This window comes from Shewanella sp. SR44-4 (assembly GCF_014163715.1).
Classification (GTDB): Bacteria; Pseudomonadota; Gammaproteobacteria; order Enterobacterales; family Shewanellaceae; genus Shewanella.
The window spans coordinates 111,345-127,420 of record NZ_JACJDU010000005.1; the positions used below are offsets into that span (position 1 = coordinate 111,345).

At 41.4% G+C, this 16,076-nt stretch carries 13 protein-coding genes; 12 read left to right on the forward strand and 1 reads right to left on the reverse strand.

Annotated elements, in window-relative coordinates:
• The first annotated feature begins 79 nt into the window (after positions 1 to 79).
• The 9 genes from eno to rpoS all read left to right on the forward strand — a co-directional run bounded on the left by eno (position 80) and on the right by rpoS (position 7,653).
• Complete coding sequence (gene eno / locus H5125_RS04240) at positions 80 to 1,381, forward strand: phosphopyruvate hydratase (protein ID WP_101085635.1); 1,302 nt, start codon at positions 80 to 82, stop codon at positions 1,379 to 1,381.
• A 100-nt stretch (positions 1,382 to 1,481) separates the two neighbouring features.
• Positions 1,482 to 1,784: a cell division protein FtsB gene (gene ftsB / locus H5125_RS04245; RefSeq protein ID WP_101085633.1), complete on the forward strand. Its 303-nt coding sequence runs from the start codon at positions 1,482 to 1,484 to the stop codon at positions 1,782 to 1,784.
• Positions 1,785 to 1,845: 61 nt separating this feature from the next.
• Positions 1,846 to 2,544, forward strand: coding sequence for a 2-C-methyl-D-erythritol 4-phosphate cytidylyltransferase (gene ispD / locus H5125_RS04250; RefSeq protein ID WP_162024290.1), 699 nt, complete (start codon positions 1,846 to 1,848; stop codon positions 2,542 to 2,544).
• 61 nt (positions 2,545 to 2,605) lie between these two features.
• The gene (gene ispF, locus H5125_RS04255; protein WP_101085630.1) at positions 2,606 to 3,085 is read left to right on the forward strand and encodes a 2-C-methyl-D-erythritol 2,4-cyclodiphosphate synthase; all 480 of its coding nucleotides are present in this window, start codon (positions 2,606 to 2,608) and stop codon (positions 3,083 to 3,085) included.
• Between the two features lie 27 nt (positions 3,086 to 3,112).
• Positions 3,113 to 4,186: a tRNA pseudouridine(13) synthase TruD gene (truD, locus tag H5125_RS04260; RefSeq protein WP_182743623.1), complete on the forward strand. Its 1,074-nt coding sequence runs from the start codon at positions 3,113 to 3,115 to the stop codon at positions 4,184 to 4,186.
• 3 nt (positions 4,187 to 4,189) lie between these two features.
• Positions 4,190 to 4,939: a 5'/3'-nucleotidase SurE gene (gene surE, locus H5125_RS04265; RefSeq protein ID WP_182743624.1), complete on the forward strand. Its 750-nt coding sequence runs from the start codon at positions 4,190 to 4,192 to the stop codon at positions 4,937 to 4,939.
• Positions 4,936 to 5,571, forward strand: a complete 636-nt coding sequence (locus H5125_RS04270; protein WP_101086297.1) for a protein-L-isoaspartate(D-aspartate) O-methyltransferase — start codon at positions 4,936 to 4,938, stop codon at positions 5,569 to 5,571. Before surE ends, H5125_RS04270 begins: the two co-directional genes overlap by 4 nt.
• 99 nt (positions 5,572 to 5,670) lie before the next feature.
• Positions 5,671 to 6,603, forward strand: coding sequence for a peptidoglycan DD-metalloendopeptidase family protein (locus tag H5125_RS04275; RefSeq protein ID WP_409085808.1), 933 nt, complete (start codon positions 5,671 to 5,673; stop codon positions 6,601 to 6,603).
• Positions 6,604 to 6,681: 78 nt separating this feature from the next.
• A complete protein-coding gene (gene rpoS / locus H5125_RS04280) occupies positions 6,682 to 7,653 on the forward strand; it encodes an RNA polymerase sigma factor RpoS (protein ID WP_101085622.1) in 972 nt (323 codons plus the stop codon).
• A 358-nt stretch (positions 7,654 to 8,011) separates the two neighbouring features.
• Here the strand turns inward: rpoS and mutS are convergent, their stop codons facing one another.
• On the reverse strand, positions 8,012 to 10,609 hold the full coding sequence (gene mutS / locus H5125_RS04285; protein WP_182743626.1) for a DNA mismatch repair protein MutS: 2,598 nt from the start codon (positions 10,607 to 10,609) through the stop codon (positions 8,012 to 8,014).
• A gap of 285 nt (positions 10,610 to 10,894) precedes the next feature.
• Between mutS and recA the strand changes: the two genes are divergently transcribed.
• From recA to csrA, 3 genes are all read left to right on the forward strand, one after another.
• Positions 10,895 to 11,959: a recombinase RecA gene (recA, locus tag H5125_RS04290; protein ID WP_059746422.1), complete on the forward strand. Its 1,065-nt coding sequence runs from the start codon at positions 10,895 to 10,897 to the stop codon at positions 11,957 to 11,959.
• A gap of 809 nt (positions 11,960 to 12,768) precedes the next feature.
• Positions 12,769 to 15,393 carry an alanine--tRNA ligase gene (gene alaS, locus H5125_RS04295; protein ID WP_182743627.1) on the forward strand — a complete coding sequence of 875 codons (2,625 nt, stop codon included), beginning with the start codon at positions 12,769 to 12,771 and terminating at the stop codon, positions 15,391 to 15,393.
• 460 nt (positions 15,394 to 15,853) lie between these two features.
• Positions 15,854 to 16,051 (forward strand): carbon storage regulator CsrA, encoded by a 198-nt coding sequence (gene csrA, locus H5125_RS04300; protein WP_011636538.1) that lies wholly within the window; start codon positions 15,854 to 15,856, stop codon positions 16,049 to 16,051.
• Positions 16,052 to 16,076 lie beyond the last annotated feature (25 nt).

Here is a 16,076-nt window from a genome sequence, read left to right on the forward strand (position 1 = left end):
TCTGTTATGTATTTTTATTGGTATTAACTTTTTATTTCTTTTAATTTTTTAATTTACTTACACAAAGTACGAGGGAATTATGGCTAACATCATTAAAGTGATTGGTCGCGAGATTATGGATTCGCGCGGTAACCCAACTGTAGAAGCAGAAGTGCATTTAGAAGGCGGTTTTATTGGTATGGCTGCGGCACCATCTGGCGCATCAACCGGTAGTCGCGAAGCATTAGAACTGCGTGATGGCGACAAAGCACGTTACTTAGGTAAAGGTGTTCTTAAAGCGGTTGCTGCTGTTAATGGCCCAATTGCTGAAGCACTAAAAGGCAAAGATGCATTGGCTCAAGCTGAACTTGACCAAATCATGATTGACTTAGACGGTACCGAAAATAAAGCAAAATTTGGCGCTAACGCCATTCTTGCTGTTTCTCTAGCAGTTGCAAAAGCTGCCGCTGCGGCTAAACACGTCCCTTTATATGCTCACATTGCTGATCTAAACGGTACACCAGGTGTTTACTCTATGCCTCTTCCAATGATGAACATCATCAATGGTGGCGAGCACGCCGATAACAGCGTTGATATTCAAGAGTTTATGATCCAACCTGTTGGCGCTAAAACTTTCCGTGAAGGCCTACGTATGGGCGCGGAAGTATTCCACAGCCTTGCTAAAGTACTTAAAGCTGACGGTCACTCAACTGCGGTTGGTGATGAAGGTGGTTTTGCTCCAAACCTAGCATCTAACGAAGCTGCACTTGCTGCAATTAAAGTTGCTGTTGCCAACGCCGGTTACGAGCTAGGTAAAGACATCACGTTAGCGATGGATTGTGCTGCTTCTGAATTTTACGACAAAGAAGCCAACATCTACGATCTTAAAGGTGAAGGCAAGAAGTTTACTTCTGAAGAATTTAACTTCTTCTTACAAGGTCTTACTGAACGCTACCCAATCGTTTCTATCGAAGATGGTCTGGACGAGTCTGACTGGGATGGTTTTGCTCACCAAACTAAACTAATGGGCGATAAAATCCAATTAGTAGGTGATGATCTATTCGTAACAAACACTAAAATCCTTAAGCGTGGTATCGACAACGGCATCGCTAACTCTATTTTGATTAAATTCAACCAAATCGGTACTTTAACCGAAACATTGGCTGCAATTAAAATGGCTAAAGATGCAGGTTTTACTGTTGTTATCTCTCATCGTAGTGGCGAGACAGAAGATTCAACGATTGCTGATTTAGCTGTTGGTACCGCGGCTGGCCAAATCAAAACGGGTTCACTAAGCCGTAGTGACCGTGTTGCCAAATATAACCAATTGCTACGTATCGAAGAAGCTCTAGGTTCAAAAGCACCATACAACGGTCTTAAAGAAGTGAAAGGCCAAGGATAATATTTTTGCTTTAGCTTAAAAAGGCCACCACTCGGTGGCCTTTTTTGTTGTACTATAACGGACATATTTTCTAAGGATTACTTCGACATAAGTTAATATTATGAAGCAACTAATATTTTTACTGATTTGTTTATTGTCACTTTTACAGTACCGGCTTTGGTTGGGCGATAACAATTTGTCAGAATATGTCTTATTGCAAACCCAAATAGCAGGCCAAGAACAAAGTAATGGCAAGCTTGTCGCTCGAAATCAAATTCTTAAAGAAGAAATTATCGATTTGAAAAGTGGCACAGAAGCCATTGAAGAACGTGCCCGTAACGAATTAGGTATGGTGAAAGACGGCGAAACGTTTTATCGGGTCGTGGGTAGCGAACTACGTGAACGGAACCCATTTAATCGTTAACGCAGGTTGCACAGCAGGTTTAACCCTCAGTCATATTACTTTAAATATTGGTACTGCATATATGTCAAACAATCCTCGTTCCATTATTGCAATTGTGCCTGCTGCAGGTGTTGGCAGTCGCATGGGGGCTGACAAACCTAAGCAATATTTAATGCTTGGCCAACAAAGCATTCTCGGCCATACATTAGATACATTGTTAGCTCACCCTGATATAGCTCAGGTTATTGTTGCATTGCATCCACAAGATAATTATTTTAGCCAATTGCCACAATCTAAACATCCTAAGTTAACCCAAGTTGTTGGTGGTGGAGAGCGTGCTGATTCTGTTTTAGCTGCGTTAGACTATGCGCATAGTCATAATCCAGATGCGTGGGCTCTCGTTCATGACGCGGCAAGACCTTGTGTAACCCACCAAGATATTACCCAATTGATTGAGTCGGTAGCTATTCATCCTCAGGGTGCCATTCTTGCTGCACCCGTTCGCGACACCATGAAGCGCAGTAACGCCAGTGGTCATATTGTTCATACTGTCGACCGCTCGTTGCTATGGCATGCATTAACGCCGCAGTATTTCCCGGTCTCGATTTTACGAACCCACTTATCGGCAGCATTAGCGGCGCAGGTACCTATTACTGATGAAGCCAGTGCCATGGAATGGGCTGGTATTATGCCGGGATTGGTTAATGGCCGAATGGATAATATCAAAGTGACTCATCCAGATGATTTACAGTTGGCAACTCTGTTTCTGGCGCAACAATAATTAACTGAAATAACCACACTCGTTAATATTAGTTCAAAGCAAGTTAAGATAAGGTTTTTAAATGAATATTCGTATCGGTCATGGTTTTGATGTACATAAATTTGGCGGTGATAGCCCATTGATTTTAGGTGGTGTTACTGTTCCTTATGACTGTGGACTGATTGCCCATTCTGACGGTGATGTTGTACTGCATGCCATTAGTGATGCGATATTAGGGGCGATGGCGTTAGGTGATATAGGTAAACATTTCCCTGATACTGATGCTAATTTTGCTGGTGCCGATAGTCGAGTGCTATTAAGACACTGTTATCAACTTGCACTGCAAAAGCAGTTTGTTTTAGGTAATCTAGATGTCACCATTATTGCTCAAGCACCTAAGATGGCACCCCATATTGAAGCCATACGTCAGTGCTTAAGTGCTGACTTACAAACAGATATCGATAATATTAATGTTAAAGCGACGACTACCGAAAATCTCGGTTTTACTGGACGTAAAGAAGGCATTGCTGTTGAAGCTGTTGTGTTGATGAAGAGCCAATAACCTACAAAATATAGAGAGTTCTGTCACATGAAAGAATTACATTATCTATTTGGTAAACCAATAAGCCAAGCTGATTTACGTACCAATAACAGCGACTTTATTGTTAAAGAAATTTTGCCTTTTACCCCAACAGGGGAAGGCGAGCATCATATGCTTCATGTACGTAAAAATGGCATGAATACCGTATATGTTGCTGAAATATTAGCTAAATTTGCTAAAGTGCATCCCAAAGAAGTGACCTATGCCGGTCAGAAAGACAAAAATGCTATTACTGAACAATGGTTCGGCATACGTATTCCTGGTAAAGAAACGCCAGAGTGGACAGAGCTAAATGACGATAAATTAACCATTCTGTCGAGCAGTCGTCACAGTAAAAAATTGCGTATTGGCGCCTTACTTGGAAATCGATTTGTACTGACATTGCGTAATATCAATGATACTGCCGATGTCGAATCTCGTTTACAGCAGATAGCCAAACTCGGTGTCCCCAATTATTTTGGTGAGCAACGCTTTGGCCATGATGGTAAAAACCTGATCTTAGGTCGACAAATGCTCAGTGGTGGTCGAAACATAAAAGATCGCCATAAGCGCAGCATGTATTTATCGGCCGTGCGTTCCAATATATTCAATCAGGTAGTGTCATTTCGTTTAGCTAATCATCAGGTCGATACCGTCGCTGGCGATTGCGTGATGTTAGCTGGCAGTAAAAGCTATTTTACCGCCGAAGTATGGGATGATGTTCTCAACAGCCGCTTAGCTGAAAAAGATATTCAACTTTCAGCTCCTCTTTGGGGACGGGGAACACCATTAGCACAAGGTGAGGCATTAGCTTTAGAGTTAACGCCATTAGCTGAATTATCGGCCGATTTACAGGGACTCGAAGAAGCGGGTTTATCGCAAGAGAGACGGCCATTATTACTTGAGCCTCAAGGAATGAAATGGCAGTTTGATGCTGATACGCTCACACTTGAATTTGTGTTACCTGCAGGGAGTTATGCCACCTCGGTGTTACGCGAGCTCGCTGATTACCAAGATGTCCAAGAGTCGCAACGAAAAGTCATGGTTGCTGAGCAACAAGCACAAACAAATGAAGAGTGTTAATTAATGATTAATATTTTAGTCAGTAATGATGATGGCGTGAGAGCTCCCGGTATCATTGCATTAACCCTCGCATTGAGTGAGTTTGCGCAAGTATTAACTGTCGCACCGGATCGTAATTGCTCTGGTGCGAGCAATTCATTAACCTTGACTAATCCATTAAGAATTAATAACTTAGAAAATGGCTATGTTTCGGTTAATGGTACACCGACAGATTGTGTGCATCTCGCGATTAGGCAATTGTGTCAAACCGAACCTGATATTGTCGTTTCTGGTATTAATGCCGGGGCGAATATGGGGGATGACACTTTATATTCAGGCACTGTTGCAGCTGCAATGGAGGGACGTTTTTTAGGTTTACCTGCTATTGCTGTGTCACTGGTTGGAAAATCATTAATCCATTACGATACAGCAGCTGTTTACGCAGCCAAAATTGTAAAAGGGTTGCTGCAACATCCTATTAGTCGTGATCAAATTTTGAATGTTAATGTTCCAGATTTACCTTTAGCACAAATTAAAGGGATTAAAGTTACCCGTTTAGGAGCGCGACATAAAGCCGAAGGTATGATAAAAACCCAAGATCCAGCGGGTAAAGATATATACTGGCTTGGTCCTGTTGGCAGTGAACAATATTCCGGTGAAGGGACTGACTTTGGTGCTGTAGCTGCGGGATATGTATCTATAACGCCACTCACGGTAGACTTAACGGCATACAATCAACTTGATGGATTAGCCGATTGGATAATAAAAATATGACTCGTGTAGCTTCTACATCAGCAATGAATTTGGCCAAAAAGCTGGCCGAGGCAGGGATTCGACATCCTGCGGTATTGCATGCTGTAGCAACAACACCACGTGAATTGTTCCTTGATGGTGCATTAGCTCATAAGGCGTATGAGAATACGGCATTACCTATCGGGCAGGGACAGACAATTTCGCAGCCTTATATTGTGGCTCGAATGACTGAACTGTTGCTGCAACATAATCCTCAAAAAGTGTTAGAAATTGGCACTGGTTCAGGTTACCAAGCCGCTGTTTTAGCATCGTTAATTCCAGAGTTATTCACAATTGAGCGTATAAAAGCATTACAAATACAAGCTCGTCAAAGACTAAAACGTCTAGATTTACATAATGTCGCATTCAAATATGGTGATGGTTGGCAAGGGTGGTCAAACCGTGGACCATTTGATGGCATAATGGTGACCGCTGCTGCTGCGACAGTACCTCAAGCATTGCTTGAACAATTATCCGAACATGGAGTATTGATTATTCCGGTAGGAGAAGACACCCAGCAATTACTCAAAATTACCCGCATTGGACAGACATTCAAATCTGAGATAATAGAGGCCGTTAAATTTGTTCCTCTCATTAATGGAGATTTGGCTTAGTTAACACGATACAAATGAACTTTATCCATTATTGATATTTTCGTTTGGAGTAAGCTTATTTAGCTTAACAATCACCTATTTCCCCGTTAAGGACTTTGTTTGATGAATACCGGTTGGCCCAACTTTGTGGTCTTAGCAATCATGCTCACTGGATGCAGCTTTCAAGCTGATCGTCCCGCACCGGTAGACAGCTTATCGTCAAAAAATCATGGTCCTCGGTATCATAAAGGCTCATTAAAAACCGATAAATATAAAGTACAGAAAGGTGACACACTTTATTCAATAGCTTGGGGGGCTGGACGTAATTTTGTCGAAGTTGCCCGTTTGAATCGTTTATCGGCTCCTTATACTATTTATCCTGGTCAAACGCTTAATTTAGCCACTACAAATAATAGTCAATCGGCACCTGCTCGAGCATCCCAACCTTCTGTTAATTCAGTACAAACCCAAGCCGTTACTAAACCCTATATTTCGAGTTCGAATAGTTCTATATTAAAAACAATCAAACCTACGGTTGCGCCAAACCCAGTCCCAGCAGTCGTTTCAGTCAGAACGAAAAAAGATCTTGATCACAAAGTGAAGCCTGCGTATTCTGTAACAACTACCCAACAAACAATTAACCAAAGTGCGAGTGGTTCTGTCGCTAATTTGCTACAGCAAGTTCAGCAATGGCACTGGCCAGTTAGAGGCCGAATAGTGGGATATTTTTCGGCATCAGAACAAGGCAATCAAGGTATAAAGATTGCTGGTAATCGCGGCGATATTATTAAAGCCGCAGCAGATGGGAGAGTCGTGTATGCCGGTAATGCACTGCGCGGGTATGGCAACTTAGTTATTATCAAACACAATGATGATTTTTTAAGTGCTTATGCGCATGCCGACACGATATTGGTTAAAGAAAAGCAATATGTGAGTGCAGGACAAACAGTTGCAAAAATGGGCAGTACCGGGACACACCAAGTTATGCTTCACTTTGAAGTACGATTTCATGGTAAGTCTGTCAACCCATTACGATATCTACCTAAACAGTAATTGTTTAGCAACATAAATAACGGAGGATAAGCAAGTGAAGTAGATTAAATACCACAAATTAGGTTTGGGAGAGCAATTATGAGCCGCAAAAATAATACTGCTTCAGCAGAATATCTTGTCGATCTAGCTAAACAACCACCAGAAGTTGCAACCGGTAAACGAGATTTGGTGCAACAACTTGATATTGAAGAAAAAGTCCAAGATGACTTACAAAAAAATTTAGACGCTACTCAATTATATTTAGGTGAAATAGGTTTTTCTCCGCTACTGACAGCAGAGGAAGAAGTGTTTTTTTCACGTAAATCCCTCAAAGGCTGCGAAAAGTCTCGCAACCGCATGATAGAAAGTAACCTCCGTCTTGTTGTTAAAATTTCCAGGAGATATAACAATCGTGGTTTAGCGCTGCTCGATCTGATCGAAGAAGGCAATTTAGGCTTAATTCGAGCGGTTGAAAAGTTTGATCCTGAGCGTGGTTTCCGTTTTTCCACTTATGCAACGTGGTGGATCAGACAAACCATTGAACGGGCGATCATGAACCAGACTCGCACTATCCGTCTACCAATTCATATTGTAAAAGAATTAAATGTGTACTTGCGTACAGCAAGACAGCTTGCCCAAAAACTTGATCACGAACCGACCGCAGAAGAAATCGCCGAAAAGTTAGATGTGTCGACCGGTGATGTTAGCCGTATGCTGAAGTTAAACGAAAGAATTACTTCGGTAGACTCGCCTCTGAGTGGCGATAATGAGAAGGCATTATTAGATGTTATTGCTGATGATGATTCCGTTGGCCCTGATTATCGGGTACAAAATGAAGATTTATCTAATTCGATAGTGGGCTGGTTAAACGAATTAAACACTAAACAACGCGAAGTGTTAGCAAGACGTTTTGGTTTACTCGGATATGAACCTTCAACATTAGAGAATGTCGGTGCCGAAATTGGTTTAACACGTGAGCGTGTACGTCAAATTCAAGTCGAAGCGCTTAAACGCTTAAAAGACTTACTTGGGGCGCAAGGACTGTCGGTTGAAGCATTATTCAGAGATTAATGGATAGTGAACGTTTATTGTGAATATTAGGCGGTTGACTATCACCAACACACAAATGATATGTCATCATTAATGTGTCAATAAGGTCAATTAAGGTATTGCGATATTAGGGTTAAAACCTATATGAGCATTTTAATTTTGCTCATGCGCTTAGGTTTATCCTACTAATCGCCAACTTAATTTAAGCGTTGTGTAGTGGCAACTTGACGATATAACCTAGGTATTACTGATGGTATTTTAATACTGTTGGTTCATTTCATCGTATTTCAGGGGCGTTACTCGTTTGATGTAACACCTAATACGTCATTGAAATGGAAGCCTTTACAGGCTTCCACAGTTCAACAATTCACTTGGCCAGTTATTTTCGTAGCTCGGTGCTCGTGTGACTTAATCGCTTCAACTCATATAAATAATCTAACGCCTGTTTAGGTGTCAACTCGTCTGGATTAATTTGGGCTAACTTTTCCAACACGGGTGAGGTCTCTGGTATCGGAGGTAATAAGTTCATACTTACTTGAGTTGGGTTCTGTTGAGATAACGTCATATCTCGGTTTTCAAGTTGATGAAGCTTATGTTTTGCCGCTTTAATGACTGATGCCGGCACACCCGCTAGGGCCGCAACTTGTAGGCCATAACTTTTACTTGCCGCACCTTCTTGTACCGAATGCATAAAGGCAATTGTGTCGTCGTGTTCTATTGCATCTAAGTGAACATTAATGACTGACGGTAACAGCTCGGGCAATTGGGTTAACTCAAAATAATGAGTAGCAAATAATGTCAGTGCACTGACATTTTTGGCTAGATATTCAGCAGCAGACCAAGCGAGCGCTAAACCATCATAAGTCGAGGTGCCGCGACCTATTTCGTCCATCAACACTAAACTGTTTGCAGTAGCATTATGTAAAATATTAGCCGTTTCGGTCATTTCAACCATGAAGGTTGATCGGCCCGATGCCAAATCATCTGATGCACCAATACGGGTGAAAATTCGGTCGATTTCACCAATTTGAGCATGGTCTGCTGGAACGAAACAGCCGATATGTGCCATCAATGTAATCAATGCAACTTGACGCATATAGGTAGATTTACCGCCCATATTCGGGCCTGTGACAATAAGCATTTGGCGCTGCGGTGTTAACGCTACCGGATTAGCAATAAATGCTGCTTGGCTAACTCGTTCAACGACTGGATGGCGGCCCGCTTCAATATTAATACCAATATCGTGGGTCATTTGTGGGCATTGATAATTAAATAATTGTGCTCGTTCGGCAAAGTTACTTAATATATCTAACTCGGTAGCAGCCGTTGCAAACTGCTGTAATTCTTGTAATTTAGGTAACAATAAGTCAAACAGTTGTTCCCACAGTTGTTTTTCAAGCGCAAGTGCTTTGCCTTGGCTTGAAAGTACTTTTTCTTCGTATTCTTTCAATTCTGGGGTGATATATCGTTCGGTGCCTTTGAGTGTTTGACGACGCTGATAGCTCAGTGGCACTCTATCTGACTGTAAACGGCTCACTTCAATATAGTAACCATGAACTCGGTTATAGCCGACTTTTAAGGTGTTAATCCCCGTTTGTTGTTTCTCACGAGCTTCAAGTTCGACTAAATAATCACTGGCGCCTTCACTCAACTTACGCCATTCATCTAACTCATTATTATAGCCAGTACGGATAACGCCACCATCACGAATTAACATGGGAGGGTTGTCTACAATAGCGCGTTCTAATAAATCATGTTGTTCAGGGAATTCACCCAGTAATTGCACTAACGTATTTAATCGAGGTTGTTGGCATGTTGCTAATGTTTGTTGGATTTCAGGCAGAAGCGTTAGTGCTTGCTTTAAACGTGAAAAGTCACGTGGTCTGGCACTGCGTAGTGCTAAACGAGCCATAATACGTTCGATATCACCTAAGCTTTTTAGTTGCTCATGTAAGGTTTGATATAAGTCTTGTTCAATGAGTTCACTGACTGCGCTATGGCGATATTGAATAGTTTGACGATTGCGTAATGGTTCATGTATCCAGCGTTGTAACATACGGCTACCCATAGGGGTTGCGGTATTATCTAATACCCATGAGAGGGTATTTTCTCGCCCGCCAGATAAATTTTGAGTTAACTCTAAATTACGTCTAGTTGCGGCATCTAAAATAATAGATTCAGATTGATTAAAGCGCACAATCGAGTTGATATGTGGTAACGCCATCTTTTGGGTATCTTTTACATACTGCATTAAACAACCTGCAGCTTGTAACGCCAATCGTGCATCAGTAATACCAAAACCGTGCAAATCTTTGGTGCCAAATTGATTGAGCAGTAAATTAATACACGTGTCGTAATCAAACTCCCACTCTGGGCGACGACGGATGCCTTTCATGTTATTGATTAATAACATGTCAGCAAAATCTTCACTGTAAAGTAACTCTGCTGGATTTGTCCGCTGTAATTCGGCTTCTAAAGCTTCACGAGTGGGTAATTCTGCAACAACAAAACGACCAGACGAAATGTCTAAAGTCGCGTAACCAAAACCGCTTTTACCCTGATACAGTGCTGCCAATAAATTGTCTTGTTTTTCTTGCAGTAGAGCTTCGTCAGTTAAGGTGCCAGGGGTAACAATGCGCACCACTTGGCGCTCAACAGGGCCTTTTGATGTGGCTGGATCACCAATTTGCTCACAAATGGCTACAGACTGACCAATGTTAACTAATTTTGCTAAATAGCCTTCGACAGCGTGATATGGAATGCCTGCCATGGGAATCGGGTCACCGCCGCTTTTTCCACGAGCCGTCAGTGAAATACCCAGCATTTCAGAAGCGCGTTTAGCATCATCGTAAAACAGCTCATAAAAATCACCCATTCGATAAAACAATAACATATCAGGATGGGCCGCTTTTAAGCCCAAATACTGGCGCATCATCGGGGTGTGTTTTTCTAAATCGCTGGTATCAATCACTGTCATTATGAACACTTCACTATTAATCAATCGTAGGACGTAAATCTTATGGGGCTAATCTTAACAATATTTGCCCCCAGCGTATAAATAGATTCAAACAAAAAATTTTATGAGGATAAAATATTGATGTAAATGATCAATTCTCAAAGGTTTAAAAAAAAATCAGCTCAGCACTTGATACTGTATGACTATACAGTATACTGATGAACATATTGAAATGATTCACGTCACTTCACCTAAGTCGAAATAGCATTTTACTAAACGTATTGAATGCCTTAAGAGGGTTTTATAATGAAGGTTGATCCAAATAAAGAGAAAGCACTAGCCGCCGTTTTAAGCCAAATTGAAAAGCAATTTGGTAAAGGCTCAATTATGAAGTTGGGCGAAGATCGCACAATGGATGTTGAAACTATCTCTACCGGTTCGCTTTCATTGGATATCGCACTCGGTGCGGGCGGTTTACCAATGGGACGTATCGTTGAAATTTACGGTCCAGAATCATCAGGTAAAACGACGTTAACTCTTGAAGTGATTGCCGCAGCGCAACGCGAAGGTAAAACTTGTGCGTTTATTGATGCTGAACATGCTCTTGACCCAATTTATGCGAAAAAGTTAGGCGTAGATATTGATAACTTACTTTGTTCACAGCCAGATACAGGCGAACAAGCGTTAGAAATTTGTGATGCGTTAACTCGTTCTGGTGCTGTAGACGTTATTGTGGTCGATTCTGTTGCAGCGTTAACGCCAAAAGCTGAAATTGAAGGTGAAATTGGTGATTCACATATGGGCCTTGCCGCTCGTATGATGAGCCAAGCTATGCGTAAGCTGGCTGGTAATCTTAAGCAATCAAATACTTTGCTTATTTTTATTAACCAAATTCGTATGAAAATTGGTGTGATGTTTGGTAGCCCAGAAACAACTACCGGTGGTAATGCACTAAAGTTCTACGCTTCAGTACGTTTAGATATTCGTCGTACCGGTGCCATTAAAGACGGCGACGAAGTTGTCGGTAATGAAACCCGCGTTAAAGTGGTTAAAAACAAAATTGCGGCTCCATTTAAGCAAGCTGAATTCCAAATCCTTTATGGACAAGGTATTAACCGTACTGGTGAGTTAGTCGATCTAGGTGTTGCGCACAAGTTAGTTGATAAAGCGGGTGCTTGGTATAGCTACAAAGGCGAGAAAATTGGTCAAGGCCGTGCTAATGCAGGTAAATTCTTGACTGAAAACCCCGTCATTGCCAGTGAAATTAATACCACTTTACGTGCGATGTTATTGAATGGTGGTGCTAATGCATCAGATTCTAAAACAGAAAGTGATGAGAATATTGACCTTGAAACGGGTGAAGTATTCTAAGCTAGTCAGTCAGTTACATCTATCGCGGTAGCGCATCTTGCGCGCCGCGAATATTCCTCGCTAAAAGCCCCTGTTGTTTACACCCTAAAAACGATAACCCTAAAAATTATAACGCTAAAAACTGCAACGTTAAAAACTGCAACGTTAAAAACGTTGATATGTGAAAAATCTCTAGTACTCGATTATTGTCAATCTCAGGGTTATTGAGTCATATCCGGTACTCTGCGTTACTTTGAATAATCCCACATAGCTTTAATGCCCATACTTTTAATGATTTAGTTCTGAATTATTTAGCATTTTAAATCACACTATTTGCCAAAAAATCTATTAGTTCTGCAGTTACCTTTTTCAATTGGTTTAAAAGCTAATGTGTTACTCCTAACCACGCTCTTTTTATCGTGATAGCGGAGGTTTATCTGGTTAAATTAGAGGGCATTGAGCTCACTTCAAATGTGGATAACAGACCTAACACTCGACAACAAAGGTTTGTTATTAATCTGCAATCTCAAGCTGACCATTTGCTTACTCACAAGGCAGTCTTACCGCCAGCAACGAGCCAATTGCCTGTGAATTTAACGTCGTTAGTTGGGTAACGGGCTGTTCGGGAGGTGTTTATTAGCTCGAGTTGAGCTTAGTTAACCTTAGTCGGTGAGATCGCTTATCAATAACTATTATTATCGGTTTATGCTCAGAGGATAATCGAGCCACTCATCTCGCATGTTGACGTAAATTCAGTATATAATGCTTACATTTACAGGCTTGCATGCCAAGCTCGTTACTTTCGTATTTTCTATATTCAGGGCCATTTCATGTTTCAGACTACAGCAGAGTTAAGAAGCGCTTTTTTAAAGTACTTTGAAGATAACGGACATCAGGTTGTTGATAGCAGCTCGCTTGTTCCCACAAATGACCCAACACTGTTATTCACCAATGCGGGTATGAACCAGTTTAAAGATGTGTTCCTCGGCATGGATAAACGCAATTACACCCGAGCGACAACTTCACAACGTTGTGTGCGCGCAGGTGGCAAACATAACGATTTAGATAACGTGGGTTATACCGCTCGTCACCATACTTTTTTTGAAATGTTAGGCAACTTTAGTTTCGGCGATTATTTCAAAGAAGATGCAATTCGTTTTGCATGGACCTTCCTAACCGAAACACTCAAACTGCCAAAAGAACGCTTATGTGTCACTATTTATGAAACAGATGATGAAGCATATGATCTTTGGACTCAAAAAATAGGCGTGCCAGCGGAAAACATGATCCGTATTGGTGATAACAAAGGCGGGGCTTTTGCGTCAGATAACTTCTGGCAGATGGGTGACACCGGTCCTTGTGGTCCTTGTAGTGAAATTTTCTACGATCATGGTGATCATATTTGGGGTGGCCGTCCTGGCACGCCTGAAGAAGACGGTGACCGCTTTATTGAAATTTGGAACATTGTATTTATGCAGTACAACCGTCAGGCCGACGGTGAAATGTTGCCATTGCCAAAACCTTCTGTTGATACTGGTATGGGTATTGAGCGTATTGCTGCGATTATGCAAGGCGTGCATTCAAACTACGAAATCGATATTTTTAAACAACTTATTGCCAAAACAGCTGAAATTATCGGTGTAACTGATTTAGAAAATAAATCTCTGCGTGTTATTGCTGACCATATTCGTTCATGTGCATTTTTAATTGCTGATGGTGTTATGCCATCAAATGAAGGTCGTGGTTATGTGTTGCGTCGTATTATTCGTCGTGCAGTTCGTCATGGTAACAAGCTGGGTGCTCATGACGCATTCTTCTACAAACTTGTGCCAACGCTTATAAGCGTAATGGGCGATGCCGCCATTGGTTTAAAACAAACTCAAGCTATTGTTGAAAAAGCCTTAAAAGCGGAAGAAGAGCAGTTTGCTCGCACTCTTGAGCGCGGTTTAGTTATTTTAGACGGCGCGTTGAATAGCTTGCAAGGTGATACTTTAGATGGTGACACCTTATTTAAACTGTATGACACCTATGGTTTTCCTGTCGATTTAACTGCAGATGTTTGTCGTGAACGTGATATTAACGTTGATGAAGCTGGCTTTGAGTCAGCAATGGCTGAACAAAGAAGCCGTGCACAAGCTGCAGGCAACTTTGGCGCTGATTATAATAGCCAATTAATTATCGATGCAGAAACCTCATTTAGCGGTTATACCGAGTTAACTGGTCAGCCAAACGTGATTGCTTTATATGTTGACGGTAAAGCGGTTGATACCGTGATAGCGGGTCAGGATGCTGTCGTAGTATTAGACAACACACCATTTTATGCTGAATCTGGTGGGCAGGTTGGTGATAAAGGCCAGTTGACAGCTGAAGGCGTAGTATTTGCCGTTGCCGATACTCAAAAGTTTGGTGCAGCTACCGGTCACCAAGGTCAATTAGCTCAAGGTCAGTTAGTCATAGGCCAGCAGTTAACCGCACAAGTGGATAAAAACTTACGTCATCGTACGCAATTAAATCATTCTGTTACTCACTTATTGCATGCTGCATTACGTCAAGTGTTAGGCTCACATGTGTCTCAAAAAGGTTCACTTGTTAATCCTGAACGTTTACGTTTTGACTTTGCTCATTTTGAAGCGGTTAAGCCATCAGAATTGAAGGCTGTCGAAGATTTAGTTAATACCCAAATTCGTCGTAACCATGAACTTTGTACCACTGAAATGGGCATTGATGAAGCCAAAGAAAAAGGTGCAATGGCACTATTTGGTGAGAAATACGATGACCAAGTACGTGTTGTCACTATGGGTGATTTCTCTATCGAACTGTGTGGTGGTACTCACGTTGGCCGCACTGGAGATATCGGTTTATTTAAAATCACTTCTGAGAATGGTATTGCTGCCGGTGTGCGTCGTATTGAAGCTGTAACAGGTATTGCTGCAATGGCTTATATTGCTGATCAACAAGCCATGTTAGATGAGGCTGCACAACTACTAAAATCAGATAGTGCTTCGGTAGTCGCTAAGTTAAAAGCTCAGCTAGATAAAGTGAAGCAATTAGAAAAAGATTTATCTCAATTAAAAGATAAGTTAGCTGCTGCGGCCAGTGCTGATATGGCCGGTGATGCGGTAGAAATCAATGGCGTTAAACTTTTAGTTAAACAACTTGATGGTATTGACCCAGGTTCACTACGTGGTTTACAGGATGAGCTGAAGCAAAAGCTAAAGTCTGCGATTATTGTGCTAGGTACTGCTAAAGACGGTAAAGTTAATTTAATTGCTGGAGTCAGCAACGATTTAACCAAGAAGGTCAAAGCGGGTGAGTTAGTCGCAATGGTTGCACAGCATGTTGGCGGTAAGGGCGGTGGTCGTCCTGATATGGCACAAGCTGGCGGTACTCAACCTGAGAATCTAGCCGCAGCATTAGCCCTTGTAGAGCCCTGGGTAAACGAACGTTTAAGTTAATAAAATCTGTAGATTAGCGTTTTTTTGGCAATTGAGTCATAAAGTCTAAGATATGCGACTTTATGACTTGAGTGCTATGAATAGATTTGGCATAGTGAACTAACTTGCTAACAGTAAAAGCGTTTAAAAGGGTTGCTAGCGTTGGGCAATGCTTATTATTGTACTTATATGTAGTACTCTAATGTTGTATTGGTTTTCAATTCCTATCGTTTTTGTTATTGGTTTGCCGTATTGGATTGTTTAGTAACGGAGTCTTATATCGTGAATATGAATAATTTACGGTTGATCTCGTTTTTAAAAGACGACTAATCGTCAAGTTTTATGATTTCCTAAGAGAATTTGCTTTATAAACTGATGTATTCACCAATTGATACTATGATTTTATGTAAAGCAGACCTTATAATGAGCGCATATTACGGACAAAGCGTGTTATGCAGATTGAACTTAAAGGAGCAATCGAATGCTAATTTTGACTCGTCGAGTAGGCGAAACATTAATGATTGGTGATGAAGTCACCGTTACTGTGTTAGGTGTTAAAGGTAATCAGGTACGTATTGGTGTTAACGCACCTAAAGAAGTATCTGTTCACCGTGAAGAGATCTACCAACGTATTCAGTCTGAGAAGTCAGGTACCCCTTCTGAAGGTGGTAATTACTAATTTCGACAGATGATGTCGATATCAT

What these genes read in the sequence shown, in the direction of transcription:
- truD (WP_182743623.1), top strand. Translation starts at nt 3,113, where the DNA reads ATGAAAGAATTACATTATCTATTTGGTAAACCAATAAGCCAAGCTGAT.
- mutS (WP_182743626.1), bottom strand. Translation starts at nt 10,609, where the DNA reads ATGACAGTGATTGATACCAGCGATTTAGAAAAACACACCCCGATGATG.
- rpoS (WP_101085622.1), top strand. Translation starts at nt 6,682, where the DNA reads ATGAGCCGCAAAAATAATACTGCTTCAGCAGAATATCTTGTCGATCTA.
- ftsB (WP_101085633.1), top strand. Translation starts at nt 1,482, where the DNA reads ATGAAGCAACTAATATTTTTACTGATTTGTTTATTGTCACTTTTACAG.
- csrA (WP_011636538.1), top strand. Translation starts at nt 15,854, where the DNA reads ATGCTAATTTTGACTCGTCGAGTAGGCGAAACATTAATGATTGGTGAT.
- surE (WP_182743624.1), top strand. Translation starts at nt 4,190, where the DNA reads ATGATTAATATTTTAGTCAGTAATGATGATGGCGTGAGAGCTCCCGGT.
- recA (WP_059746422.1), top strand. Translation starts at nt 10,895, where the DNA reads ATGAAGGTTGATCCAAATAAAGAGAAAGCACTAGCCGCCGTTTTAAGC.
- ispD (WP_162024290.1), top strand. Translation starts at nt 1,846, where the DNA reads ATGTCAAACAATCCTCGTTCCATTATTGCAATTGTGCCTGCTGCAGGT.
- ispF (WP_101085630.1), top strand. Translation starts at nt 2,606, where the DNA reads ATGAATATTCGTATCGGTCATGGTTTTGATGTACATAAATTTGGCGGT.
- eno (WP_101085635.1), top strand. Translation starts at nt 80, where the DNA reads ATGGCTAACATCATTAAAGTGATTGGTCGCGAGATTATGGATTCGCGC.
- alaS (WP_182743627.1), top strand. Translation starts at nt 12,769, where the DNA reads ATGTTTCAGACTACAGCAGAGTTAAGAAGCGCTTTTTTAAAGTACTTT.
- H5125_RS04270 (WP_101086297.1), top strand. Translation starts at nt 4,936, where the DNA reads ATGACTCGTGTAGCTTCTACATCAGCAATGAATTTGGCCAAAAAGCTG.